This window comes from Marispirochaeta aestuarii, assembly GCF_002087085.1.
GTDB classification, from domain to species: Bacteria; Spirochaetota; Spirochaetia; order JC444; family Marispirochaetaceae; genus Marispirochaeta; species Marispirochaeta aestuarii.
Window position 1 is genome coordinate 110,536 of the sequence record NZ_MWQY01000013.1, and the last position, 20,761, is coordinate 131,296.

Consider the following 20,761-nt stretch of genomic DNA (forward strand, 5'->3'; position numbering starts at 1 on the left):
GCACGTGAAGAGCAGGGAGGAGCTGTTCGTCTCCCTCTGCCTCTCTCCCTGGTCTCTGGGTTTGAAACAGGCTCTTCGGGGAGAGGGGACCCTGGGCGGAATGCTGTCCCGGGCTGAGAGAACGATGGAGCTGTACCCTTTCCCTGCAGCCCCTGCCGAGCAGCTCCCTGCCTGGAGCTACTGGCTTCTTGACGGGTGCTGCGGATACGGCAGGGAGCCTGAAATCGGGAAAGATGCAAAAGCCCTTATCCTTGACTGCTCCCTGGCCCGGGTTCGTCTGTTTAAACCTTTCAGGAGTTCCGGTACCGGTTCCGATTCCGGGAATCAGACAGGGGCAGGGGAAGGGATTATCCGGGGTGACGGGGAGGAGCTTGTACGGCTGTTGGTTGCCCCCGGGTCTGACGGCAGCCTCGTAATCAGGCGGCGGGATGCGCATGTACCCTGGATCTTTCCCGAGGGGGACGGACTCCATTATTACAACAGTAAAAATAAATCGGTGATCCTGCCGTCCGGCCTTATTGACGAAGCCTTGAATTTTGCCGATGCTGTTGTAAAAGTTAGCTTGGAGTATGGAATGCAATGAAAACCGCCCGATTCTACTGTGAAAACTGCGGCCGGGCTGTTCCCTTTGATGCCCGAATGTGCCCCCACTGCGGTAAGAACTTCGATGCTGTCAAATGCCCGGTGTGTAACTACACTGGTATGCCCGGCGAGTTTCTGCAGGGCTGTCCGGAGTGCGGATATCTGACTCCGGAACAGAAGGAAGAGCGGGATGCGGCACTGTCTCGGGGCGGACGGATAAAAGGCGCTGCGGATCCAATCCCTGCCCGCCGGGACCGGGGCAGAAACAGGGAAATCGGGCTGAAGATGGAACGGAAAGAGAGGGATGAGGTTCTTTTTTCAGAAACAAAAGCGCCAAAGAAGCGGATTATCCATTCCCTGGTCTATTTTCTCATTCTTGTGCTGCTTTCCGGGACCCTCGTATCAATGCTCGTCGTTCTCTTTCTCTAAAGCCAGACTGTGTCGATAATGGAGCAGCAGGGGAAGAAGGCTCTTTTCTCCCTCTGCGTCGAGCCGGTACAGATGGCTCGGACATCGGCAGTCTGAGCATCCGAATCCCGTTATACTGCTCTCCGCAATCTGCGCTACATCCCGGGCAAGCCGGCATTCCAGGTCTGTCCTTGTGCTGCGCACCGGAAAAACCTCCAGATAATCTGCCTCTTTGACCAGATAATCTATATGCCAGTGAAGTCTTTTCCGGCGCCTCAGATGACGTGCCGTACGCTTTTCCAGGTTCTTTAAGGCGGAACCCGCATATACATAGGTGCCTTTCTCAAACTTCAGTTTTCCCAGCGCACCGATCTCCAGTGTGCGGGGGTAATCAAGTCTGAGGGATAGCAGATAAACCCCGGAGTCTTCCTTTGCGGCCGTGCATGGACCTGTGTCCACCGGAATCTCCGGCTTCGCCAGGACCGCCTCTCCCCGGACAGAACAGTCTATCGACGCTGCACGGAATTCGACAACTCCACGGGATTCGAGTACCGCAATGGAAAAAGCGGGATCGGTATGTATCCCCGGAACCAGCTTTCGGGCAGAGGGGTTTGCGATAACGAAGAGTACCAGTGCAGCATATGTTCCTGCCGCTGCAATAGAGGCGAGTTCCCGGACATGACGCGTCCCGCGGATTGTAGGGGCGTCGGGAAACATTGCAATTCCCTCCTCCACAAGACTGCAGGATTTGACCTCCACCAGGGTCTCGCATCCGGGAGATCTGATGAGAAAATCGAAACGGCTTTGTCCAAAGGTGAATTCAGGCCGTATCTCGTAAGCCTCTGGAAAGAGTCCCGGCATGATCAGTTCCCTGGCGATTCTGTTTGCACCGGCAGAAAAGAGGGGAACGATCGTACCGTTGTAGTTTACCGCTGCCAGGGAGTAGGCGGTTTTTCTGTTCTTTCCTGCATGATGTTCAAAAAAGCATTCCCGACCGGGTACCAGGAGTTCCCGCATCCTTCCCGGATTCGGACAGTGGGCGCGTATTTCGCCGCTTTCTGTTCGGGCAATGATGGTAAAGCGGTTGGGTCGGTGCAGGAACTCGCCCCTCAGGGAGGGGCGGAAGAGTTGTATTTTATTCAAACAGTTCCTGGATTTCCCGGCGGTACAGATCGTCCACCACGTTTCTGCGGATCTTCATTGTCTGGGTCAGCTCCCGGCCGACTTCGAAGGGATGAGAAAGCAGCTTGAAACGGAAAATCCGCTCAAAGTGCTTGAATCCCTGATTACTGTTTACCAGGGACTGAATTTCGTCATGCATTATTTCGGAAATTTCCGGATCATCCAGAAGTTCGTCGGCATCGACATAGGCTATGCCCCTTTTCCTGGCCTGCTGCTCCAGGGCTTCCCTGTTCGGGACAATAAGGGCACCCAGGAATTTCTGGTCCTGGCCGACAACCATGGCCTGATCAATCAGTTCCGAACGGGTCAGCTGGTCTTCGATGGGAACGGGTTCTATATTTTCTCCCCCCAGAAGGACGATGGTCTCCTTGGCCCGGCCGATAATCTTGAGCTCGTGTTTGTGGGTCATGACTGCGATATCACCGGTGTTGAGCCAGCCGTCCCTGAGTACCTCTGCGCTTGCCTCCGGGCGCTTGTAGTAGCCCTGCATTATCTGCTCGCTTTTGACATAGAGCACGCCCTTTTTTCCAGGCTGGACCAGGGCCCCGTCGTTGTCGATGAGCCGGTATTCGATATCCGGCAGCAGCGGGCCGATAGTTCCGGGAACCGGTTTCGAGAACATGCGAACCGACAGAACAGGTGCAGTCTCGGTGAGTCCGTAGCCTTCCAGGATCTTTATGCCCGCGGCCTGAAAAAACCGGTCCACGTGAGGAGGCAGGGCCCCGCCGCCGGATACCCCGGCCCGGAAGTTGCTTCCCAGTTTCTGCTTGATCTTTTTGAAAACCAGCAGGTCCCCCAGCAGTTTGACCGGGGTCAGAAGCAGGAAGGGCAGTATCGCCAGGGAAAAATCCACCCATCGGGATCTCTTTACAAACTGCGGTATCAATCCGCGAACCATGGTCAGCAGGGTAAAGTGAGTCTGACCAACGGTCAGGAAAAAGTAGAAGAGACTCTTCTTGATATTGCTTCCCTTGTTGACATTGCGCAGGACCGCCGCCCGGATGGCTTCCCAGATTCTCGGAACCGATGTCATCCAGTGGGGGTTCGTTGCCGCCATGTCCGCAAGCATGATGGCTCCAACGGGTTTGGAATAGATGATCGAGCAGGCTCGGTTTATAACCATATATTCGATGGCCCGTTCGTAGGAGTGCCACGAGGGGAGAACACTGAAAAAGCGTTCCCCCGGACGCAGGGGAATGAATTCATAGATCCGGTCGAGCTGAAAAATGTAGGAGCGGTTGGTCAGGACCACGCCCTTTGGTTCTCCCGTGGTACCGGAGGTATAGATTATGGTGACGACATCATCGATTTCCCCTCTTTCCATGGAGGACTCGAACAGAGCGTCCCCATCCTCCCGCCGGGAACCCCTCTCCAGGATGTCCTGGAAGGAGTATACCTGCACTCCCGGAATCGAGAGATCCTCCGGGGGGTCATAGCTGATCAGGATCTCCAGCTTGGGGAGCTTCTCTTTTTTTGAAGCAACCTTCTCTCCCTGGGCGGCATTCTCCACAAAGACTATGCGACAGTCGGCATGGGCCAGGATGTACGCGAACTCTTCGGCGGTGGAATCGGAGCCCCGGGGTACATCGATCGCCCCCAGAGTAATAATTGCAAGGTCGCTGATAAGCCATTCTTTGCGATTATCCGAGAGAATCCCGACGTGATCTCCCCGCCGGATACTGAGTTCTTCAAGCCCCGCCGTGAGGTCCCTGACCAGGTGGTAGAGCTGCTGATAGCTGATGGAAGAAAACTCGGTACCACCGTTTTTACTGAACAAGGCGGGGTTGTCTCCGTAACGGTCGACCACCGTCTTGAAGCGACGAATGAGGGTATCCTGATTGTCCATTCACACTCCTTCTGAAAGATTAAACGGTATCATGCAGCACAGAGGGTGTCAACGAAATGCAATTTCAAAGCAGCCTGACCGCCTACCAGGCGAGGTAGTTTTTCAGGGTATTGATCATGATGGCGGGAGTCAGAATCTCCGGCAACAGTACCGGTTCTTCCCGTCCGGGCGGATAGAGGGCGTAGACCGGTACCCCGGCTTTATTGAAATCTTTAATCCATTTATCAATCTCTTCATTCCTGTTGGTGTAATCGCCGTAGAAACGGACAACCCCGAGTTCTTCGAAGCTGGCGTTTACATCATCCCGGGAAAAAACCGTCAATTGATTCGTCTTGCAGGTCAGGCACCAGTCCGCGGTAAACTGGATGAATACCGGCTTGCCTTCCGCCCGGGCAGTCCCCACAGCCTCGGAGGAGAAGCTGTTCCATCCTTCGGGTACATCCGCGGCAGTTACGGCAGGATTCTCTCCGGTGGTGCCGGATACCGGCAGTACGGCCAGACTTGCCGCTATCCCGGCAGCCAGGGCAAGGCTCGTTAGGGTCCGAAACCAGGAGCGCCTGGAGGGACGACCGAAACGACCCCACAGCCAGACAAGGCTGGTAATTCCCAGCAGCAGGAAGAGCAGCAGGCTCGTATGCTCGCTGCCGAGCTGCTTTACGAGAATTCCGAAGAGCCACGCGGCGGTTGCAAGGAGGAGAAGCCCCATGGCCTCCTTGAAACCGTTCATCCAGGGACCCGGTTTGGGCAGGCGGCGGATAAGGGAAGGGAAGAACCCGATCAGAGTGAAGGGGAGGGCAAGACCCGCGCCCACGGCGGCGAAAATGAGCAGGATGACCGGTCCGCTCTGGGAGAAAGCGAAGCCCAGGGCTGTTCCCAGAAAGGGGGCCGTACAGGGAGTCGCCAGAAGTACCGTAAAGACGCCCCCTGCAAAGGAGCCCGGATATCCCCCCCCGCCGGCGGTCTTCGTCATGCCGGGACCCGCGGTAAAGGTGAGAATCCAGACATCAAAAAGAGAGAGGGCAAAAACGACCAGTACGATAATCAGGGTAAAAATATAGTAGGGGTTCTGGAACTGGAAACCCCAGCCCACGGCTTCGCCGGCGCTTTTCAAGAGGACCACCAGTATCCCCATTACAAGGAGACTCAGGACCACGCCGGCTCCGAAGCTGAGGGCATGATTGCGGATCTTCCGACGGTTTTCATCGCTTTGACGGAGAAGACCCAGGGCCTTGATGGAGAGTACCGGCAGAACGCAGGGCATTACATTGAGAAGAAGTCCTCCGATGAAGGCGAGGAGCAGGTAAAAAAGGATGCCTCCGAAAGCTCCTGCTTCGCCTGTCGTTTTCTCCGGGATTCTTTCACCCGAGGCCTCCGCATTCAGAGTGAACACCTCTTCCTCCGGAAAGAGGCACAGCCCGTCGTCCTGACAGAGCTGGTAGAAGACCCTGAGCTCCTCCGGGGCAGCCCCGCCTTCATCTCCATATAAGGGTGCCGAAAGGCTTACCGTACCCCGGTATTTTACCTCAGCCGTTTCCGGATCCGACTCAGTGGAAGATGCGGAATAGCTTATCTCACCAAGGCGGTATGCGCTATTTTCCGAGAGGCTCATGCCGAAGAATTCGGGATCCCCGCTCTGGTAGTGTCCGTCGGGGATCCTCAGCTGAACCTCCACATGGCCGATTTCTCCCTGATCCGGGGCTTTATAGCCGGTGAGTTCGGCGATTTCGGCCGTCAAGCCCTGGCTGAAGAGTAGTAAAAGTATGAGTACAAAAAGCCGCTGGCGAAGCATTGCGTATGTCTCTCTATTCCGAGCTCAGGTCCCGCAGAAGGGCCGTTATGTCACTGCCGTTCCATTCATATGCACCGACCAGCCGGGCGATTACCTGGCCCTGCTTGTTAATTATGTAGCTGGTGGGGATGCTGCCGGTACGGTAGAAACCCGGAACCGCCGATGCTGTTTCGTCGAAGAAAACCGGAAAGGTATAGCCCTCCCGGGCGACGTATTCGTCCACCTTCTCCTTTGTTTCCCTCGTGTCCCTGGCTGAAACCGCGAGTATGGTAAACCCATCATCCTTGAGCTCCTGGTAGAGCTCTTCCATGGCGGGCATCTCCGCGCGACAGGGGGGGCACCAGGTGGCCCAGAAATTCAGAAGCACCACTTGTCCACGGAAAGACGAAAGGGATACCTCCTTACCTTCGAGGTCCGGAACTGTAAAGTCCGGCGCATCGATGGGCCGGGGCGGAACACCAAAACCAAGGCGGTAAAACCGCTCGGTCATGGGGTCGAGATCGGGAGTGTTCTCCTGGGCGCTCAATCCTGCGAAGGATGTCAAAAGTAGAATGGCGAGCATTATACCTGTCGTTTGTCTCATATATAGAACTCCTTATATAGAATATAGACAGAAGAGGGCGGCAGGTTCAACCGAAATCTGACACAAGAGAAAGAAGAAGAACGGAAAAGTTATACAGGCCATGCCCCAGGGCAACGGTGTGCAGGCTGCGGCGGTACCTGAAAATAAACAGAAGCACCGCCCCTATCAGGGCAGTTCCCAGGGCCGGTATCGGTCCCTGATAGAGATGACCGGAAGCAAAGAGCACGATTCCGATAACAGCGGCCCAGGCCCGGGACAGACCGATCTTTCTGAGCTGTCCATCCAGGTAGGAGCGGAAGAAGAGCTCCTCCCAGTATCCTGTTGTCAGGGAGGTGATCAGGACAAGGGGAAGCATGGCGGCGTTATGCAGTTTCCAGTCAATTCCTACAGCGTCCTCGGCGGGCCCGGAAAGAAAGAGGCTTGAAATCAGCAGTAAGGGAAGCAGTGCGGCCCAGACGGCGATTCCCGATAGAATACCGAAGGGAATATCCTTCCAGTGGATAGAGGTCAGGCGGTAGGGAACCCACCAGTGATGTCCTTTACGGCAGAGCAGGAACAGAAGCAGGGCGATCATCGGGAGGGTCTGCAGGAGATACATGCCGTGAAAAGCGGCGGAATTGAAGATGAGGGGATCCACTTCCTGATTCTGAAAGATATAGCCGGGAAGAAAAAAAGCGGCAAAGAGAAGTATCAACTCCAGGATATCTGACTTCTTATACCTCAGCATGCATGAAATGTTTGGTAAAATCCGGGAAAATCCGTTATAATCCTTTGACATAATATGAATCCTGAGGGCTTGATAACTGATTGCATAATATCAGGGTTTATACCATAGTATATAAGGAATATTATTGAAAGCGGAAAGTATGCAATGATAGTGATGCTGGTGGTTTTTCTTGTCATCGTTCTTCTCTTTATTCTTTTCCTCAGACACGCGGGAGGGGGAAGTTTTCCCTGGATTCACTTTTATACCAAAGGCAAGGAATCGGGCTTCTCTTTCCGGGAGATTAATCTTCTGCGCAAGGTGGCGGTCCATAACCATCTGGATAACCCTATTTCCCTTTTCTGGTCGATTCGTCAGCTCGATCGTTCGATCAGGGGAGTCATGCTGCGTTTCAGAACGGAGGGACGGGAAAATGACGAAAGCAGCATCCTCTTCATAAACAAGCTCTTTGATTTCCGTAAAAAGGTTGAACTCTCTCTGCCGAAGTATACCCTCGGTCTCAAGACAACCAGAAAACTGACGACTCACCAACGTTTAAAAATAACCCTTCCCGGGGTCGGAACCTACAACTCCTCGGTGGTGGAGAACCTGCGGCGCTACATGGCTATCTCCTATCCTGAAGGTCCGAAGCTTCCTCCCGGGGCAAGCTGGAGGGGACAGAAAATTAATGTCTATTTCTGGCGGGCAGAGGATGCCGGGTATGTTTTTGAAACAAAGGTGCTGGAAGACTTTATCGAACAGAAGTACCCGATTCTCCATGTCGCCCACTCGGACAATCTGATCCGCAGTCAGAAGAGGCGCTCGGTGCGGGTGGAGGTCCGGAAACCGGCCTTTCTCTATCCCCTGTCGTCGATCTCCCAGGCCAACGAAAACGAAGAGCAGACCAGCGGTCTGCGCTGCCGGCTGATAGATGTTTCAGAAGACGGAGCCGCAGCCCTGGTCGGCGGACGCGCAAAGGTCGGACTTGCTGTGAAGCTGCAGTTCAAGCTGACCAGTACCACCATTGTCATGTGCGGCGTCGTAAAGGGTGTTACCTATAATCAGAAAAAAAACCAGTCTGTGCTGCATATCCAGGCGGTACCCTTGAGTCTGCGTCAGCGGAACAGAATGCTCTCCTATGTCTATAACATCTTTCAGGAACGGGAGCCCAAGGCCCGGCCGAGAACGGTACCGGCGTATGGCTGAAAAGAGAGGAGCGGATGAAGAATAAACTGTACCTGCGTCTTTTTTTCGCCCTTGGAATCCTGCTCTGGGCGGGGATGTTTCTGTGCGCCCAGGAAGCTGAAGAAGATCCTCTGGTGGGCGCATTCCGGGAGAATTTTTCCCGGGCCAATGATGAGACAAAACTGGATATCCTGCGGGATTCCGTCAATTACGGCTCCGATCAGATGGGCCCGCTCTATCGCCAGGCCCTGGAATACGTGGTGAATAATTCTGACAATCTTGTCCAGAACGTCCGGCTGCAGCAACTGGCCCTGGTCTCCGCTCAGCTTGCCGGACTGTCCGGCTATAAGCCCGCCGCTGTGCCCCTGTGGGAACTCTTCGAGGTCTACAGCGAAACCGGGGTTCGGATTGCGGTTCTCGACGCATTGAAAGCGCAGAAGCTCGGCAGTGAACAGATCTTCCTGTCCCTGAACCGCTGGATTGAACGGCAGATCTCGGTATTCCGCGCCGGCGGAGGAATCAATACCCAGGTTGTCTCGGAGGCTGTACTCACCCTTTCGGGATATAGAGATCCGCGAAGTTTTCCCCAGCTGCTCTCCTTGACGGTCCTTGGCCTCTCCCAGGAAATCAGCTCCCGTGCCCAGGCGGGACTTAATTCTCTGGAGGGAGATTACGCCCGGATGGCCCGGGAGGTCATTGAGGGCTATCCCCCGGAAGAAAAACTCGTGGCCCTCCGGACCGCTGTAAATCGGGATGATCTGACGGCGGAGCAGCGTGCATCGGTCTGTATGGCCGCCCTTGAAGTGGGCAATAATCTGGCCGTATCCGATCCAGCCAATGCCGGCACCATCAGGGAACTCAGGGGCCTCGCTGTCAGGGTATTACGGGAACTCCGCTGGGCAGAGGCCAGCGGCCTGATCATTCAGCATTTTGATCTCTGCATTCAGGAACTGGATCGCGGTATCGGATCAAAATCAGCACTTCTGGAAGCCATTGCCGCCCTGGGTGCCATGGGTACCCGTGAAGCAGCAGTGCGTCTCGCCTTGTATTTAGATGTTATAAACTCCTTCGTGGAAAACAATCAGGGATACGACGAACAGATAACCCTGGCTGTGGTCCGCAATCTCGGGGAGTTGAAGTCAAAGGCGGGACTCAATGCACTGCTCTATCTGGGATACCTGGATTACTCAAAAACAATTCGGGACGCGGGGGAAGAAGCCCGCCTCGCGATTCTCGGTCAGTAATCGCCGCTGTACAGCAGATCTTTTCGCCCTCTTCTGGCTTCTGCTGGCAGCAACTTCAATCTGCACAATTCTTTCCGGTCCCCTCGCGGGGTTCTGGTCTGCCCTGTTTCTGGCCGCCCTGGGGGTCACACTCCGGAGCCGGAATATGGTTTTTTATTCTTGTCTCATCCTGATTCTCTCGTTCTTTATCTCCTTTCAGGCAGAAAAGCGGCAGCTATGGATCGGACTTGAAGGTCCGGAGTTTCTGGAGGTCAGAAGCCTTCGAGATTCACGTCCCGCAGGAGAGGGGTCGCTCCACTTTTTCGAACTGATTCGTGTCTACGATCGCCGGGGAAACAGGGCCGAAGCCCGGGGGGAGTTTCTCGGATGGAGCCGTGACAGGCTGGATCTTCCCTGGGGGGCGGAACTCCTGGTACGCAGCTCCGGAATACCGGGCAGGGAGGCCTTCGGCGGACTTGTCACTGTTGAGCCGCAGGATACTGCCGCAGGGGTTTCGGAAGCTTTCAGACTGCGAAATTCCTGGAGGCAGGGACTGCTCTATCGCCTTGACAGACTTCCGCCTCAGGCCTCGGTATTGATGGAGGCCCTCCTGTTCGGTTCAAAACAGCGGCTTCTGTCTCCCCTGGAGGAGGGCTTTCGTGCCATCGGCTGCAGTCATCTCCTGGCGCTCTCGGGGATGCACCTGGCCGTTATCATGGCAGTCGGGGCAGGACTGTTCGGCCTCATCCTGAGGAAACCGGTGGCCCGCTTTCTCGTTCTGCTAATTCTTCCCTGGTATCTCTTTCTGGTCGGTCCATCTCCGGCTCTTCTGAGGGCTGGGATAATGTTCAGCTGTACCGTTCTGATTCCCCGGTCCACCCGCAGAATCCGTACCCGGGAGCTGCTGCTGCAGAGCTTTGTGTTTCTTCTTCTTATAAAGCCGGATTATCTTTTTGACCGGGGTTTTCAGTACTCCTATGCAGCCCTTGCGGGTATGATAAGCCTTACGCCGCTGGTTCTGAAATTCGCCGCCCGCATTCTGCCCTATTCCATAGCTGCCGGTTTTTCCACCGGTGTATCTGCCTACCTGGGATCATTGCCGGTCTCGTTGCTGGCTTATGGTACAACAAACCCCGCTGGGATTATCGCAACCCTGATTCTTTCGCCCCTCATCTGGCTCTATCTTGCCGGAGGAATCCTCTTTTTTCTGCTTCCCGGTTCCGACATGGTATACCAGGGGGGGAGGTTATTTTTCTGGCTGCTCTACAGTGGGATACGGGGAATCGTTGAACTCTTCTCACGTGCTTCTCCCTTTACTCTGTTGCCGGTCCCGGCCGCTGTTCTGGCACTGGGAGCAGGACTTGTCATTACGGTGCAATTGATCTATTCCTGCCTCCGCTTTACAATGCCCGAACCTGACGGTCGGGAGGCATGGAGTGAGTGACCTGAATCTATGGGACTCGAAACAGAAGATCCGCGCCCTTTTGGAGGAGAAGGGGATACAACTGAAAAAACGGTTCGGACAGAATTTTCTTCTGGATCCCAATCATCGTCGACGGATACTCTCCGCTCTGGAGCTCCCGGCGGGAGCAAAGGTGTGGGAGATCGGACCCGGTATCGGTTCTCTGACCCACGGACTCCTCGAAATGACCGGAGATCTGACGGTTTTTGAGATCGACCACGGTCTGATCCGGATACTGAAGGATCTGTTCGGTTCTTCCATCAGCATTGTGGAAGGAGATTTCCTCAGGACCTTTCGGGATACCGCCAGGAATTCTTCCCTTCCCCGGCGGATCATCGGTAATCTTCCCTATTCTTCCGGATCTGTAATGATAGGATCCCTGGTGGAAGAGGATCTTCTTCCGGATGTAGCGGTCTTTACCCTTCAGAAGGAGGTGGCCGACCGGATGCTTGCTCAGCCGGGAGGAAAGGACTACTCCGCATTCAGTCTTGTCTGTCAGCTCAGGAACAGAGTGGAAAAGATCTGTGATGTGGGAGGGGCTGCTTTTTTTCCTCCTCCCCAGGTCGTATCCAGTGTTGTACGTCTCCGGCGGCGTCCGGATGCACCTGAAGGACCCCAGCAGGATTATTTTACCGCCGTCCACGATCTGTTCCGTTCCCGCCGCAAGACTGCCGCCAATAATCTGAAAGGCGGAGGCCTCAAAAGCCGGTATTCCTGGGAAAGCATGAAAAATGCTGCAGAGCTGTCCGGGCTTGATCTGGGAAGACGGGGGGAGACCTTTTCCAGGGATGAAGTACTCAGCTTCACCAGGGCTCTTTCGGATTTCCAAAGCCCGGAGGCAAGCTGAGTCCCTCCGCTTTTCCATTAAAAGGGCGGCTCTGAAAATGTGCTTATTCCCATATCCTGCGCCGTCAGGATTTCCCGCGGTTCCTTGTACGGAAATACACTGTTTTATAAGGACCTTTCATTGATTTTTCAGCCTTCCTCCTCTATACTCGACCCAGCAAAAACAGAAAGCAGGAGAAGGGAATGAAATCCAGGCTTCCTATCTATTTCTTATATTCCGTTATAATTGGTCTGATGCTCTTTGCTTGTGCCTCAACCGAAAGTGTCACTGAAGAACCTGCCGCAGCGGAGCCCCTCGAGCGTGAAGAACCGAAGGTGGAGGTGGTTTCGATTCCGGTGCTGCAGAGTGAAATCGTCTATATGGGCGAAGATGTTCTGGAATCTGAAAAGTCCTACACCTACGAAGGGGAACGACTTGTGTCTGTACAGGTCATGAACTCCTTTGGTGAAAAGATCGAAGAGATCCGCTACGAGTACGCCGGCGGGGATCAACCTGAAAAACGTTTCGTATACGGTTCCGACGGGAAGCTTTCCTCCATGCGGATATATTCCTACGACAGCCGGGGAAAGCTGGTTCGGGAAGAGTTGTATAATCGGAACGAACAGCTGCAGACTATCTCCGAGTACGAATACAACCAGGAAGGTGATCGCCTTCGCTGGAGCGTAAAGGATGGCGGAGGTTCTCTGATGGCGTATACCGAATACCGGTATGAGGCGGGCAACAATACCCGGATCGACACCTTCTCTGCGGACGGGGTCCTGCGGGACTATTTTGTACGCAGCTTTGAAGGGAACAAGTTGAAGCTGGAGGAGAAATTTGACGACAAGGGTGCCCCCGCCGGCAGGGTGGAGTATGATTATTCCGCCGGACGTCTGGAAAGGAAGGATGTTTTTCGGCCCAACGGTTCTTTGGAACGGAGTGTGGAGTACGAGTATGACGACAAGGGAAGCGTAGTCAGGGAAACCTATCTCCGTGCCGATGACACGGTGGAACAGCTTATCGTCCGCAGTTTCAGCTATCGTGAAGAAGAACGCCCGATTGAATAGTATGCGTTATAGAGTGTGTAGAAGAGATAGTCGAGGAGAAAGATTACAATGTTGTTGGTAAGAAGAAACCTGCTCGTTTTAGCCCTTGTTCTGTTTTCCCCAATTCTGTTTGCCAATGAGGTTACCGCCGTCTGGACGCGCCTTTACGGTACCGCCGCGACTACTGAGCAGAAACTGGCTATCATGACAAATATAGTGGAACAGCACAGTCGCGAAATGATCCCCGTTCTTCAGGACGCCCTGGAACAGGAAGTGAACAACCTTGAGAATATCTCAGGTTCCACCCAGCGTGATCGGGTATACAGCCTCATGCGTATGATCGTGGATGAACTTGGGGACCTGAAGGCCACAGCCTCAGCCGATGTCCTGTCCGCGGTTTCCGAGGAGGTTTCCGACCCCTTTCTTCAGGCCGCCGCCATCAGGGCCCTTGGAAAGATCGGCGCTACAGGGAACGCCCAGGAGATCGCGTTCCGGCTCCGTAATATAAATCTCGGAATAACGGAATTCACCGCCAGGGAAGAGGTGGAAACCATTGTTTCCGCCTGCGTGGAAACAATGGAGCTTCTGCGCCGCCCCGTGGGCTTCAGTCCCGTCTTTTTCACCGCCATCGGCAGGTATAGCGCCCCGGTAATCCAGCGGGCTGAACGGGCCATGGTCAACATGATCGATGACCCCACGGACCTGCTGCTTGAGATTCTGACCTATGAGAGCGACTTTGCCATCAAGTACCAGGTGCTTCTTGTGGGCGACCGATCGAAAGCCCCGGAGGAACGCAAGGCTTTTCTGGCCAAGGAGGCCCTTGACCAGGGACTCAAGTTCGAGACCTCCGATCGCCGGCAGCAGATTTCGTTAAGTAACCTGAGAACCAAGGCCGCCAACATGCTGAAACAGTATGCCGGTGCTGATGATGAGGCCTTTATTCTTCTTGATCAGATGGTGAGGAAAAGCTTCTCCATGACCGAGTCTCTTACCGCTCTGGAAGCCCTCGGGGCCTCCGGGAGCGATGCCGCAGCGAGACTCCTGGCTGCCTATCTCGGCGAACTGAATTCACGGCGAAAAGAGGGATACACCTTCAGTAATGAAAATATTGTTCGTGCTACCATAAACGCCCTGGGCAATATCGGCAGCCCCATCGGGCGCCCAGCGCTTATCGAGGTGGAGTTTTCCAACTGGTCCGGTGATACCCGCCGGCTCGCCCGCAGTGCTCTGGATAAACTGAAATAGAAAACCTTCAGAAAACGAAAAAGCGGAGTCTCCATGATCGGAGAACTCCGCTTTTTTTATTCCACAGCAAATGGACTATAATCCGAGCTTTTTCATTGCCTTTTCCACAACCTTCCTGCTTTCCGGTTTCAGCGGGACAAGGGGCAGACGGTAGGATTCCCGCATTTTTCCCTGAACTGCCAGGGCGTATTTAACCGGAACCGGGTTGGTTTCGACGAAGAGGGCTCCGAAGAAGTCCAGCAGAGCGTAATGCTCATTCCTGGCCTCGGCCATATCTCCGGCAAGCCCTTTGGCAATCATCCTGGAAAGCCTGTCGGGGATAACATTACTTGCGACAGAAACCACTCCCTGCCCTCCAAGAGCTACAAAGGGGAAGGCCCAGGCATCATCTCCGGAAAGCACCGAGAAGTCCTCAGGGGATTCCGAGATAATCCTCATTATCTGAGCCAGGGAGCCGGAGGCTTCCTTGATGCCTGCAATGTTGGGATGTTTTGCAAGCCGCAGGATTGTCTCCGCCTCCACGTTCTGCGCACAGCGGCCGGGAATGTTGTAGAGGATGTGGGGAACCTCAACGGCATCGGCCACTGCGGAAAAGTGGGCATAGAAGCCTTCCTGCCCCGGTTTGTTGTAGTAGGGGGCTACCTGCAGCGTGGCATCGGCCCCCAGCTCTACTGCCCGCCGGGACATGTCGATCGCTTCCTGGGTGGCGTTGGAACCTGTACCGGCGATTACCGGGACCCGCTTCTTTGCCTGGTCCACAACGACGCCGATGGCGTGAACGTGTTCCTCGTGGCTCAAGGTAGCGCTCTCCCCGGTTGTTCCCATGGGTACGAGTCCAGCTACACCTCCGGCGATCTGGGCTTCCACGTGGTCGCGCAGGGCAGCTTCGTCCAGGCTGCCGTCGCTGTTAAAAGGCGTCACGAGAGCCGTAAAGACTCCTTCAAATTTCATCTTGGTCCTCCCTTAGCTGGGTAAAATATCGCGGATAAAATCATCCACCGAAAAGAAGCCGGTTTTCCCCGAGAGCCACTCGACTCCCCGGACGGCCCCCAGGGCAAAGCCCTTTCGGTTCCGCGCGGTATGGATTATTTCTATACTGTCGGCCTCGGAATCCAGGGTAACCTGGTGTATCCCCGGAATGGCTCCTCCCCGTACCGAACCTACATGAAGCTCGTCATCCCGGATTGCCCGGTTCAGGGTCTCTGTCTGGATGCTCTTTTTGCGGTCCAGGTTCTGCAGAATCTTTTCGGCAATCGTCAGAGCGGTCCCTGAAGGAGAGTCTTTTTTTCTTTTGTGGTGATACTCATTCACCATGATGTCGTACTCTTCGATACCGTTTATCAGGGCGGCGGCCCGGCTCACAAGGTCAAAAAAGAGGTTTGCCCCCAGGGAGAAGTTGTTTCCCCACAGCAGGGCCGACCCGTACTGTCGGACTATCTCAGCAGCCTGGGGACGGAGTTTGTCCCATCCGGTGGTTCCGATAACCACCGGTACAGAGGCCTCGCTGTAAACGCGGATGTTGTCGAGAATCCCCCCGGGAAGGGCGAATTCTATAACACCTTCGGCTTCTTTAAGGATTTCCGTACTGAGTTCCCGGGCATCCCCGTTACCCGCCGGATCCACCCGGCAGATAACTTCGTGTCCTCTTCCCAGAAGTACGGCCTCAATCTCATGCCCCATGGATCCGTATCCGACGATGACTGTCTTCATGGACCTATTTTACCTGGGCGAGGGTTATTGCTGAGGTTACGACGATATCGTCGACACTGCAGCCCCGGGAGAGATCGCTCACGGGTTTGGCGAAACCCTGAAGGATCGGTCCGTAGGCCTCCGCTCCGGCAAGGCGTTCCACCAGCTTGTAGCCGATGTTTCCGGCCTGCAGGTCGGGAAAAACGAGTACGTTCGCCTTTCCCGCCACCGGGGAACCCGGGGCCTTCTTGCTGCCCACTGCAGGGATCAGGGCGGCGTCGGCCTGGAGTTCGCCGTCAATCTTGAGCTCCGGTTTGCGTTCCTTTACAATATTGTAAGCTTGGATAACCTTATCCACGTTGGGATGGGAAGCCGATCCCTTGGTGGAGAAGGAGAGCAGGGCAACCTGGGGTTCGGCTTCAAGAAAGGTTTTGCAGGATTCAGCGCCGGCGATGGCAATCTCCGCGAGCTGTTCCGCCGTGGGGTCGGGTATGGTGGCGCAGTCCGCGAAGATCATGTTACCGTCGGCACCCCATTTGCTGTCCGGATGACTCATGACAAAACAGGAAGAGGCGTAGTTTACTCCGGGAGCGGTCTTGATGATGGTGAATGCAGCCACAAGGACCTTGCCTGTGGCGTTTTCGGCTCCCGCGACCATGGCGTCGGCGTCGGAAATCCGTACCATCATGGATCCCCAGCGCAGAGGGTCCTGGATTCCTTCCCGTGCTTCGTCCTCAGTGAGTCCCTTGTGCTTGCGAAGTTCATAGTACTCCTTGGCATAGGCCTCAAGCCGTTCGGATTTGGCAGGATTCACGAGTTTTATTCCCGAAAGGTCCGTTCCCAATTCCGCTGCCGCGGATTTGATATCATCTGTCTTGCCGATAAGGAAAACCTCGCTGGCAATCTTCTCGTCCAGGATTATCCTGGCAGCCTGAATCGTCCTCGGCTCGGTTCCCTCCGCCAGCACCAGCCGGGCCCCTTTGTCCTTTGCCTTCCGGCGCATTTTGTCTGCGAAACTCATTCTCTTTAATCTCCTTTCGTTACAATAACCGTTCCGGTTCTGCTTATAATTATTACGTGCTTGAATACACAGGCCAGAGCACCTGCTCTTCAATCTTATCAGAAAGAGAAGGGGCTTTCAAAGGGTGCAGGACCGATCAGGGATGTTTGAACCATTTTGTTTCGGCCCCTTGAGGAATATAGTTTTCCAGATAGTCGATGGCGGCTCCCGGTTCCCGGACTACCGCATACTGAGTCCTGGTTCCCTCTTTCATGAACCTTTCCCGGCAGAGCTTTTCCAGGAATTCCATAAGGGGTGAATAGAATCCGTCCAGGTCGATGAATACTACTGCCTTGGAGTGGTAGCCCAGCTGTTTCAGGACCATCACTTCGAAAATCTCCTCCAGGGTTCCCAGCCCTCCGGGAAGAGCGATAAAACTCTCCGCCCGTGATTCCATGATCTCCTTGCGCTGTCTCATGGTGTCGGTGATTATTCTTTCGTCTATTCCGTCGTAAAAGAGTCCGAAACGGTGCAGTTTTTCCGGCATTACGCCGGTAATCCTTCCGCCTTTTTCCCTGGTTCCTCTGGCCACAGCTCCCATTGAACCAACCGCGGCCCCGCCGTAAATCAGGCTGTGTCCCCGGGACCCGATGGATTTCCCCAGGCTTTCCGCCGCTTCCAGATAGGCCGGAGAAACTGCATCGCTGGAAGAACAGTAGACGCATATATCCATGCTATACCACCTTTTTCTTGTTTTGGCCCTTGTCCATTAATTGCATCCGGGTATAGTATTCCAGAACATGAAACTGGGTGTCTATGGACTCGGCCGTTTTGGGGCCTTCTGGGCTTCTCGACTGGCTGATTTTACCGATGTTGTCGCATATTCCCGTACTCCAAAGTCTGGAATAGATTCCCGTATTGAGCTGGTCTCCGAAGACAAGCTTGTCGACTGCGACGCCGTTGTTCTCTGTGTCGCCATCTCTGCCATGGAAGATGTGGTCAGACGGCTGGCGGGCAGACTTAAACCCGGAGCCCTCGTAATGGATACCTGTTCGGTCAAGGTCTACCCGGTCTCCGTTATGAAAAGGCTGCTTCCGGAATCGATTCAGATTCTCGGCACGCACCCGATGTTCGGTCCCGATTCAGGACGGAACGGGATAACGGGGCTGCCCCTTGTATACTCCCCGGTACGGACAGACGCTTCCGCTGACTCATTTTTCAGGGATCTGTTCAACAGCATGCGGCTGCAGCTTGTGGAGATGAGCCCCGACGAGCATGACAAGTCCGCAGCCTATACCCAGGGAATAACCCACTTTCTCGGCAGGGTGCTGCAGGACCTTCATCTGGAACCGAGCCCCATGGCAACCCTGGGTTACTCGAAGCTCCTGGAGATCATCGAACAGACCTGTAACGATCCGGAACAGCTTTTTCTCGATCTGCAGCGTTACAATCCTCATACCCATGAAATGAGGGAGTCCCTGAAATCCTCCCTGGACCGCTTTATGACCAAACTGAAGGAGGTCCCGGGGCTTCCTGCTTGACAGTCGCAGCGGGGCGCGGATAGAGTTTATCTGTTACGGTGACGAAGGAGCGAGTATGTCGGATTACCAGTTCTACTCCGTCGATGAAAACGAGATAGATACGGTTCTTGCGGAGGACTTCAACTTCAACGGGACCCTGAATTTTGATAAATCCCTTATGATCAAGGGCCACCTGACCGGAGACGTCAATGCCACCGGTGACCTTTACATCGACGAAGGTGCTGTGGTGGAGGCCAGGGTAAAGGCCAACATTGTGTCCCTGAAGGGAACGGTCAAGGGAGATATCCTGGCGGATACCAGGGTGGAACTCTTCGCCTCCGCCAGTGTGGACGGCGATATAACCGCTCCCGACATCGTCATGGAGAGCGGATGCCGTTTTAACGGAATCTGCACGATGAAGTCTCCCTCGGAAGTAGAGAAGGCGAAAGCCGCTTCCAGGAAATAAGGAAACCGCTATGATTCAATTCAACTCCTTTTCCAGGCTTGTTCTTGTACTTCTGCTCATACTGTCGGCGGCGGGCCTGGCCGCTCAGGATCAGCCTGACGCCCTGGCCATGTACCGGCAGGGAGAATATGCAAAGGCCGTGGATATCTGTCTGGCAGAACTTGAAACCTCTCCCAGAAATATGAACTCCTACACTGTGCTTGGCTGGAGCCTGATCGCCCTCAGGCGTTACCAGGAGGCTCTGAACTATGCCCGGCAGGGGCTCGATATCTCCCGTTACGATCACAGGGTGGTGGAAATCGCAGGGGAGGCACACTTCTATCTGGGAAACAATCTGGAAGCCCTCAAGTTTTTTGAAGAGTACACTGTTCTGGCACCTACGGGAGACCGCATTGGTATGGTCTATTACTTCATGGGTGAGACCTTTATCCGCATCGGTGAATACAACCATGCTGATATTGCCCTGTCCACCGCCGTCTACCATAGTCCCAACATCGCCCGCTGGTGGGCCCGCCTCGGCTATGCCCGGGAGATGGCGGAGGATTTTCAGTTCTCCCTTGAGGCCTATGATCAGGCCCTAAAACTGAATCCCTCCCTTTCCGACGCCCTGAGGGGAAAAGAACGGGCCGCGGAGAAGATGAACAGCTGATGCGGGTCGCCTTTTATACCCTGGGCTGCAAGCTCAACCAGTGCGAAAGCGAGGCCCTGGCTTCTTCCTTCGGAAGTCAGGGTTTTTTTCTTGTATCTCCCTCGGAACCGGCTGACCTGTACGTAGTGAACACCTGTACCGTTACCTCCAAGAGCGAACAGAAGGCGCGGCGCATGATACGAAAATACTCCCGGGAAAATCCTGAATCCCTGGTCATAGTTACCGGGTGTTACGCCCAGATGGACCCCGAGGTGTTCCAGAGCCTTGGTCCCGGGGTGATCGTCGTCTCGGGGGATCAGAAGGACCGGCTCCTCAGGCTGCCGGTCTATCTGAATGAATCCGGGTGTGCCGCAGCAGCGGGTATGGATGAGGTCCGCCGGGCCCTTGGGATGGTGGGCGAGGGCGAGACTGACCGCTTCAGCTTTGATGCTCCCAGCTTCAGCAGTCATTCCCGGGCATACCTGAAGATTCAGGACGGCTGCGACAACCGCTGCAGCTACTGCAGGGTAACCCTGGCCCGGGGAGATTCAGTTTCCCTGGCACTCGACGAAGTCCTGCATCGGGCCGTCAGGCTGGAGGAGGCCGGGTTCGACGAGATCATCCTTACCGGCATCAATCTTTCCCAGTATGCTTCCGGGGAGAAGGGTTTATCCGGACTTGTGGGGGAGCTGCTTTCTGCGACCAGGCGCACCAGGTTCCGTCTGTCATCCCTGGAACCGGATTACCTTATCCCGGAAAACACGGACGTATTTGCGGATCCCAGGGTATGTCCCCATTTTCACATTCCCGTCCAGTCCGGTGACGATGGAATCCTCAGACGTATGGCCCGGCGCTACGATTCCGCCCGGGTGCGGGAGGCCTTCGATCTTCTCCGCAGTCTCAAAGCTGATCCCTTTATTGCCGCGGATATCATTGTCGGTTTTCCCGGCGAGACGGATGCGGCCTTTCAGAGTACCCGCAAACTGCTGGAGGAGCTTCGACCCGCGGCCCTGCATGTTTTTCCCTTTTCTGCCAGGCCGGGAACAGCGGCAGCTGCCTTCGCGGAACATGTGCCGGAAAGAATTACCGGAATCAGAACCGCAGATCTCAGGACAATCAGCGAGACTCTCCATGCTGAGTATCTTCAGCGCTGGAATGGCCGGTCCGAGGAAGTGCTGGTGGAAGTTTCCCCGACGGATACCCGGGAGGGGCGGGGAATTACCGGGAATTATCTGCGTGTCCGGATTCCCGGCGGAAAGGGAACTGTATACCGCAAAGGTTCCAGGTATCCTGCTTTCCTCGAGCTTAGGGGATCCGATCTGACGGCTGTTCCTGAGATCTCTTCCTGAACCTCTCTGCATCAAGAATTCCGAAGCTT

At 54.9% G+C, this 20,761-nt stretch carries 21 protein-coding genes; 12 read left to right on the plus strand and 9 right to left on the minus strand.

Features of this window, described 5'->3' with window-relative positions; translation table 11 throughout:
• Positions 1-4 precede the first annotated feature (4 nt).
• Both B4O97_RS12730 and B4O97_RS12735 read left to right on the plus strand, forming a co-directional pair.
• Positions 5-583, plus strand: a complete 579-nt coding sequence (locus B4O97_RS12730) for a hypothetical protein (protein WP_083051350.1) — start codon at positions 5-7, stop codon at positions 581-583.
• Entirely contained in the window at positions 580-1,011 is a 432-nt protein-coding gene (locus B4O97_RS12735; RefSeq protein WP_083051352.1) for a zinc ribbon domain-containing protein, read from the plus strand. Before B4O97_RS12730 ends, B4O97_RS12735 begins: the two co-directional genes overlap by 4 nt.
• Here B4O97_RS12735 and sfsA read toward each other — a convergent pair.
• The 5 genes from sfsA to B4O97_RS12760 form a co-directional block, all read right to left on the minus strand.
• A complete protein-coding gene (gene sfsA / locus B4O97_RS12740; RefSeq protein WP_083051353.1) occupies positions 985-2,133 on the minus strand; it encodes a DNA/RNA nuclease SfsA in 1,149 nt (382 codons plus the stop codon). The genes B4O97_RS12735 and sfsA overlap by 27 nt on opposite strands.
• A complete protein-coding gene (locus tag B4O97_RS12745) occupies positions 2,126-4,018 on the minus strand; it encodes an AMP-dependent synthetase/ligase (protein WP_083051355.1) in 1,893 nt (630 codons plus the stop codon). Before B4O97_RS12745 ends, sfsA begins: the two co-directional genes overlap by 8 nt.
• Positions 4,019-4,100: 82 nt before the next feature.
• Positions 4,101-5,807 (minus strand): protein-disulfide reductase DsbD family protein, encoded by a 1,707-nt coding sequence (locus B4O97_RS12750; protein ID WP_083051356.1) that lies wholly within the window; start codon positions 5,805-5,807, stop codon positions 4,101-4,103.
• Between the two features lie 13 nt (positions 5,808-5,820).
• Entirely contained in the window at positions 5,821-6,390 is a 570-nt protein-coding gene (locus B4O97_RS12755; RefSeq protein ID WP_083051358.1) for a TlpA disulfide reductase family protein, read from the minus strand.
• 46 nt (positions 6,391-6,436) lie between these two features.
• Positions 6,437-7,168, minus strand: coding sequence for a CPBP family intramembrane glutamic endopeptidase (locus B4O97_RS12760; protein ID WP_083051359.1), 732 nt, complete (start codon positions 7,166-7,168; stop codon positions 6,437-6,439).
• 93 nt (positions 7,169-7,261) lie between these two features.
• Here B4O97_RS12760 and B4O97_RS12765 point away from each other — a divergent pair, with 93 nt between their 5' ends.
• The 6 genes from B4O97_RS12765 (at position 7,262) to B4O97_RS12790 (ending at position 14,080) form a co-directional block, all read left to right on the plus strand.
• The gene (locus tag B4O97_RS12765) at positions 7,262-8,299 is read left to right on the plus strand and encodes a flagellar brake protein (RefSeq protein ID WP_083051361.1); all 1,038 of its coding nucleotides are present in this window, start codon (positions 7,262-7,264) and stop codon (positions 8,297-8,299) included.
• A gap of 14 nt (positions 8,300-8,313) precedes the next feature.
• Positions 8,314-9,522, plus strand: a complete 1,209-nt coding sequence (locus B4O97_RS12770) for a hypothetical protein (protein WP_083051362.1) — start codon at positions 8,314-8,316, stop codon at positions 9,520-9,522.
• Between the two features lie 145 nt (positions 9,523-9,667).
• Complete coding sequence (locus B4O97_RS12775; RefSeq protein WP_158084285.1) at positions 9,668-10,945, plus strand: ComEC/Rec2 family competence protein; 1,278 nt, start codon at positions 9,668-9,670, stop codon at positions 10,943-10,945.
• Positions 10,938-11,810, plus strand: a complete 873-nt coding sequence (gene rsmA / locus B4O97_RS12780; RefSeq protein WP_158084286.1) for a 16S rRNA (adenine(1518)-N(6)/adenine(1519)-N(6))-dimethyltransferase RsmA — start codon at positions 10,938-10,940, stop codon at positions 11,808-11,810. The genes B4O97_RS12775 and rsmA overlap by 8 nt, the downstream gene beginning before the upstream one ends.
• A 182-nt stretch (positions 11,811-11,992) precedes the next feature.
• Positions 11,993-12,856: a hypothetical protein gene (locus tag B4O97_RS12785; protein WP_083051368.1), complete on the plus strand. Its 864-nt coding sequence runs from the start codon at positions 11,993-11,995 to the stop codon at positions 12,854-12,856.
• A 48-nt stretch (positions 12,857-12,904) separates the two neighbouring features.
• Positions 12,905-14,080, plus strand: coding sequence for a hypothetical protein (locus B4O97_RS12790; RefSeq protein WP_083051369.1), 1,176 nt, complete (start codon positions 12,905-12,907; stop codon positions 14,078-14,080).
• Between the two features lie 75 nt (positions 14,081-14,155).
• Here the strand turns inward: B4O97_RS12790 and dapA are convergent, their stop codons facing one another.
• The 4 genes from dapA to B4O97_RS12810 form a co-directional block, all read right to left on the minus strand.
• The gene (gene dapA / locus B4O97_RS12795) at positions 14,156-15,031 is read right to left on the minus strand and encodes a 4-hydroxy-tetrahydrodipicolinate synthase (protein ID WP_083051371.1); all 876 of its coding nucleotides are present in this window, start codon (positions 15,029-15,031) and stop codon (positions 14,156-14,158) included.
• Between the two features lie 12 nt (positions 15,032-15,043).
• Positions 15,044-15,790 (minus strand): 4-hydroxy-tetrahydrodipicolinate reductase, encoded by a 747-nt coding sequence (gene dapB / locus B4O97_RS12800; protein WP_083051372.1) that lies wholly within the window; start codon positions 15,788-15,790, stop codon positions 15,044-15,046.
• Positions 15,791-15,794: 4 nt separating this feature from the next.
• On the minus strand, positions 15,795-16,790 hold the full coding sequence (gene pta, locus B4O97_RS12805; RefSeq protein ID WP_083051374.1) for a phosphate acetyltransferase: 996 nt from the start codon (positions 16,788-16,790) through the stop codon (positions 15,795-15,797).
• Between the two features lie 136 nt (positions 16,791-16,926).
• Positions 16,927-17,502, minus strand: coding sequence for an LOG family protein (locus B4O97_RS12810; RefSeq protein ID WP_083051375.1), 576 nt, complete (start codon positions 17,500-17,502; stop codon positions 16,927-16,929).
• A gap of 67 nt (positions 17,503-17,569) precedes the next feature.
• On the opposite strand from B4O97_RS12810, the gene B4O97_RS12815 reads away from it, so the two are divergent.
• Genes B4O97_RS12815 through mtaB form a run of 4 tightly spaced genes read left to right on the plus strand, consistent with a single transcriptional unit; the run spans position 17,570 to position 20,732 of the window.
• The gene (locus B4O97_RS12815; RefSeq protein ID WP_083051377.1) at positions 17,570-18,310 is read left to right on the plus strand and encodes a prephenate dehydrogenase/arogenate dehydrogenase family protein; all 741 of its coding nucleotides are present in this window, start codon (positions 17,570-17,572) and stop codon (positions 18,308-18,310) included.
• A gap of 55 nt (positions 18,311-18,365) precedes the next feature.
• Complete coding sequence (locus B4O97_RS12820; RefSeq protein WP_083051378.1) at positions 18,366-18,755, plus strand: bactofilin family protein; 390 nt, start codon at positions 18,366-18,368, stop codon at positions 18,753-18,755.
• A gap of 10 nt (positions 18,756-18,765) precedes the next feature.
• Positions 18,766-19,404 (plus strand): tetratricopeptide repeat protein, encoded by a 639-nt coding sequence (locus B4O97_RS12825; protein ID WP_083051380.1) that lies wholly within the window; start codon positions 18,766-18,768, stop codon positions 19,402-19,404.
• Positions 19,404-20,732: a tRNA (N(6)-L-threonylcarbamoyladenosine(37)-C(2))-methylthiotransferase MtaB gene (mtaB, locus tag B4O97_RS12830; protein ID WP_083051382.1), complete on the plus strand. Its 1,329-nt coding sequence runs from the start codon at positions 19,404-19,406 to the stop codon at positions 20,730-20,732. The genes B4O97_RS12825 and mtaB overlap by 1 nt, the downstream gene beginning before the upstream one ends.
• Positions 20,733-20,761: the final 29 nt, after the last annotated feature.

Excerpts from the sequence above, each read along its gene's own strand:
- B4O97_RS12760 (WP_083051359.1), bottom strand. The coding sequence starts at position 7,168 with ATGTCAAAGGATTATAACGGATTTTCCCGGATTTTACCAAACATTTCA.
- B4O97_RS12755 (WP_083051358.1), bottom strand. The coding sequence starts at position 6,390 with ATGAGACAAACGACAGGTATAATGCTCGCCATTCTACTTTTGACATCC.
- B4O97_RS12770 (WP_083051362.1), top strand. The coding sequence starts at position 8,314 with ATGAAGAATAAACTGTACCTGCGTCTTTTTTTCGCCCTTGGAATCCTG.
- mtaB (WP_083051382.1), top strand. The coding sequence starts at position 19,404 with ATGCGGGTCGCCTTTTATACCCTGGGCTGCAAGCTCAACCAGTGCGAA.
- B4O97_RS12750 (WP_083051356.1), bottom strand. The coding sequence starts at position 5,807 with ATGCTTCGCCAGCGGCTTTTTGTACTCATACTTTTACTACTCTTCAGC.
- B4O97_RS12820 (WP_083051378.1), top strand. The coding sequence starts at position 18,366 with ATGTCGGATTACCAGTTCTACTCCGTCGATGAAAACGAGATAGATACG.
- B4O97_RS12735 (WP_083051352.1), top strand. The coding sequence starts at position 580 with ATGAAAACCGCCCGATTCTACTGTGAAAACTGCGGCCGGGCTGTTCCC.
- B4O97_RS12815 (WP_083051377.1), top strand. The coding sequence starts at position 17,570 with ATGAAACTGGGTGTCTATGGACTCGGCCGTTTTGGGGCCTTCTGGGCT.
- B4O97_RS12825 (WP_083051380.1), top strand. The coding sequence starts at position 18,766 with ATGATTCAATTCAACTCCTTTTCCAGGCTTGTTCTTGTACTTCTGCTC.
- B4O97_RS12790 (WP_083051369.1), top strand. The coding sequence starts at position 12,905 with ATGTTGTTGGTAAGAAGAAACCTGCTCGTTTTAGCCCTTGTTCTGTTT.
- dapA (WP_083051371.1), bottom strand. The coding sequence starts at position 15,031 with ATGAAATTTGAAGGAGTCTTTACGGCTCTCGTGACGCCTTTTAACAGC.
- dapB (WP_083051372.1), bottom strand. The coding sequence starts at position 15,790 with ATGAAGACAGTCATCGTCGGATACGGATCCATGGGGCATGAGATTGAG.
- B4O97_RS12810 (WP_083051375.1), bottom strand. The coding sequence starts at position 17,502 with ATGGATATATGCGTCTACTGTTCTTCCAGCGATGCAGTTTCTCCGGCC.
- B4O97_RS12745 (WP_083051355.1), bottom strand. The coding sequence starts at position 4,018 with ATGGACAATCAGGATACCCTCATTCGTCGCTTCAAGACGGTGGTCGAC.
- pta (WP_083051374.1), bottom strand. The coding sequence starts at position 16,790 with ATGAGTTTCGCAGACAAAATGCGCCGGAAGGCAAAGGACAAAGGGGCC.
- B4O97_RS12775 (WP_158084285.1), top strand. The coding sequence starts at position 9,668 with ATGGTTTTTTATTCTTGTCTCATCCTGATTCTCTCGTTCTTTATCTCC.
- B4O97_RS12785 (WP_083051368.1), top strand. The coding sequence starts at position 11,993 with ATGAAATCCAGGCTTCCTATCTATTTCTTATATTCCGTTATAATTGGT.
- B4O97_RS12765 (WP_083051361.1), top strand. The coding sequence starts at position 7,262 with ATGATAGTGATGCTGGTGGTTTTTCTTGTCATCGTTCTTCTCTTTATT.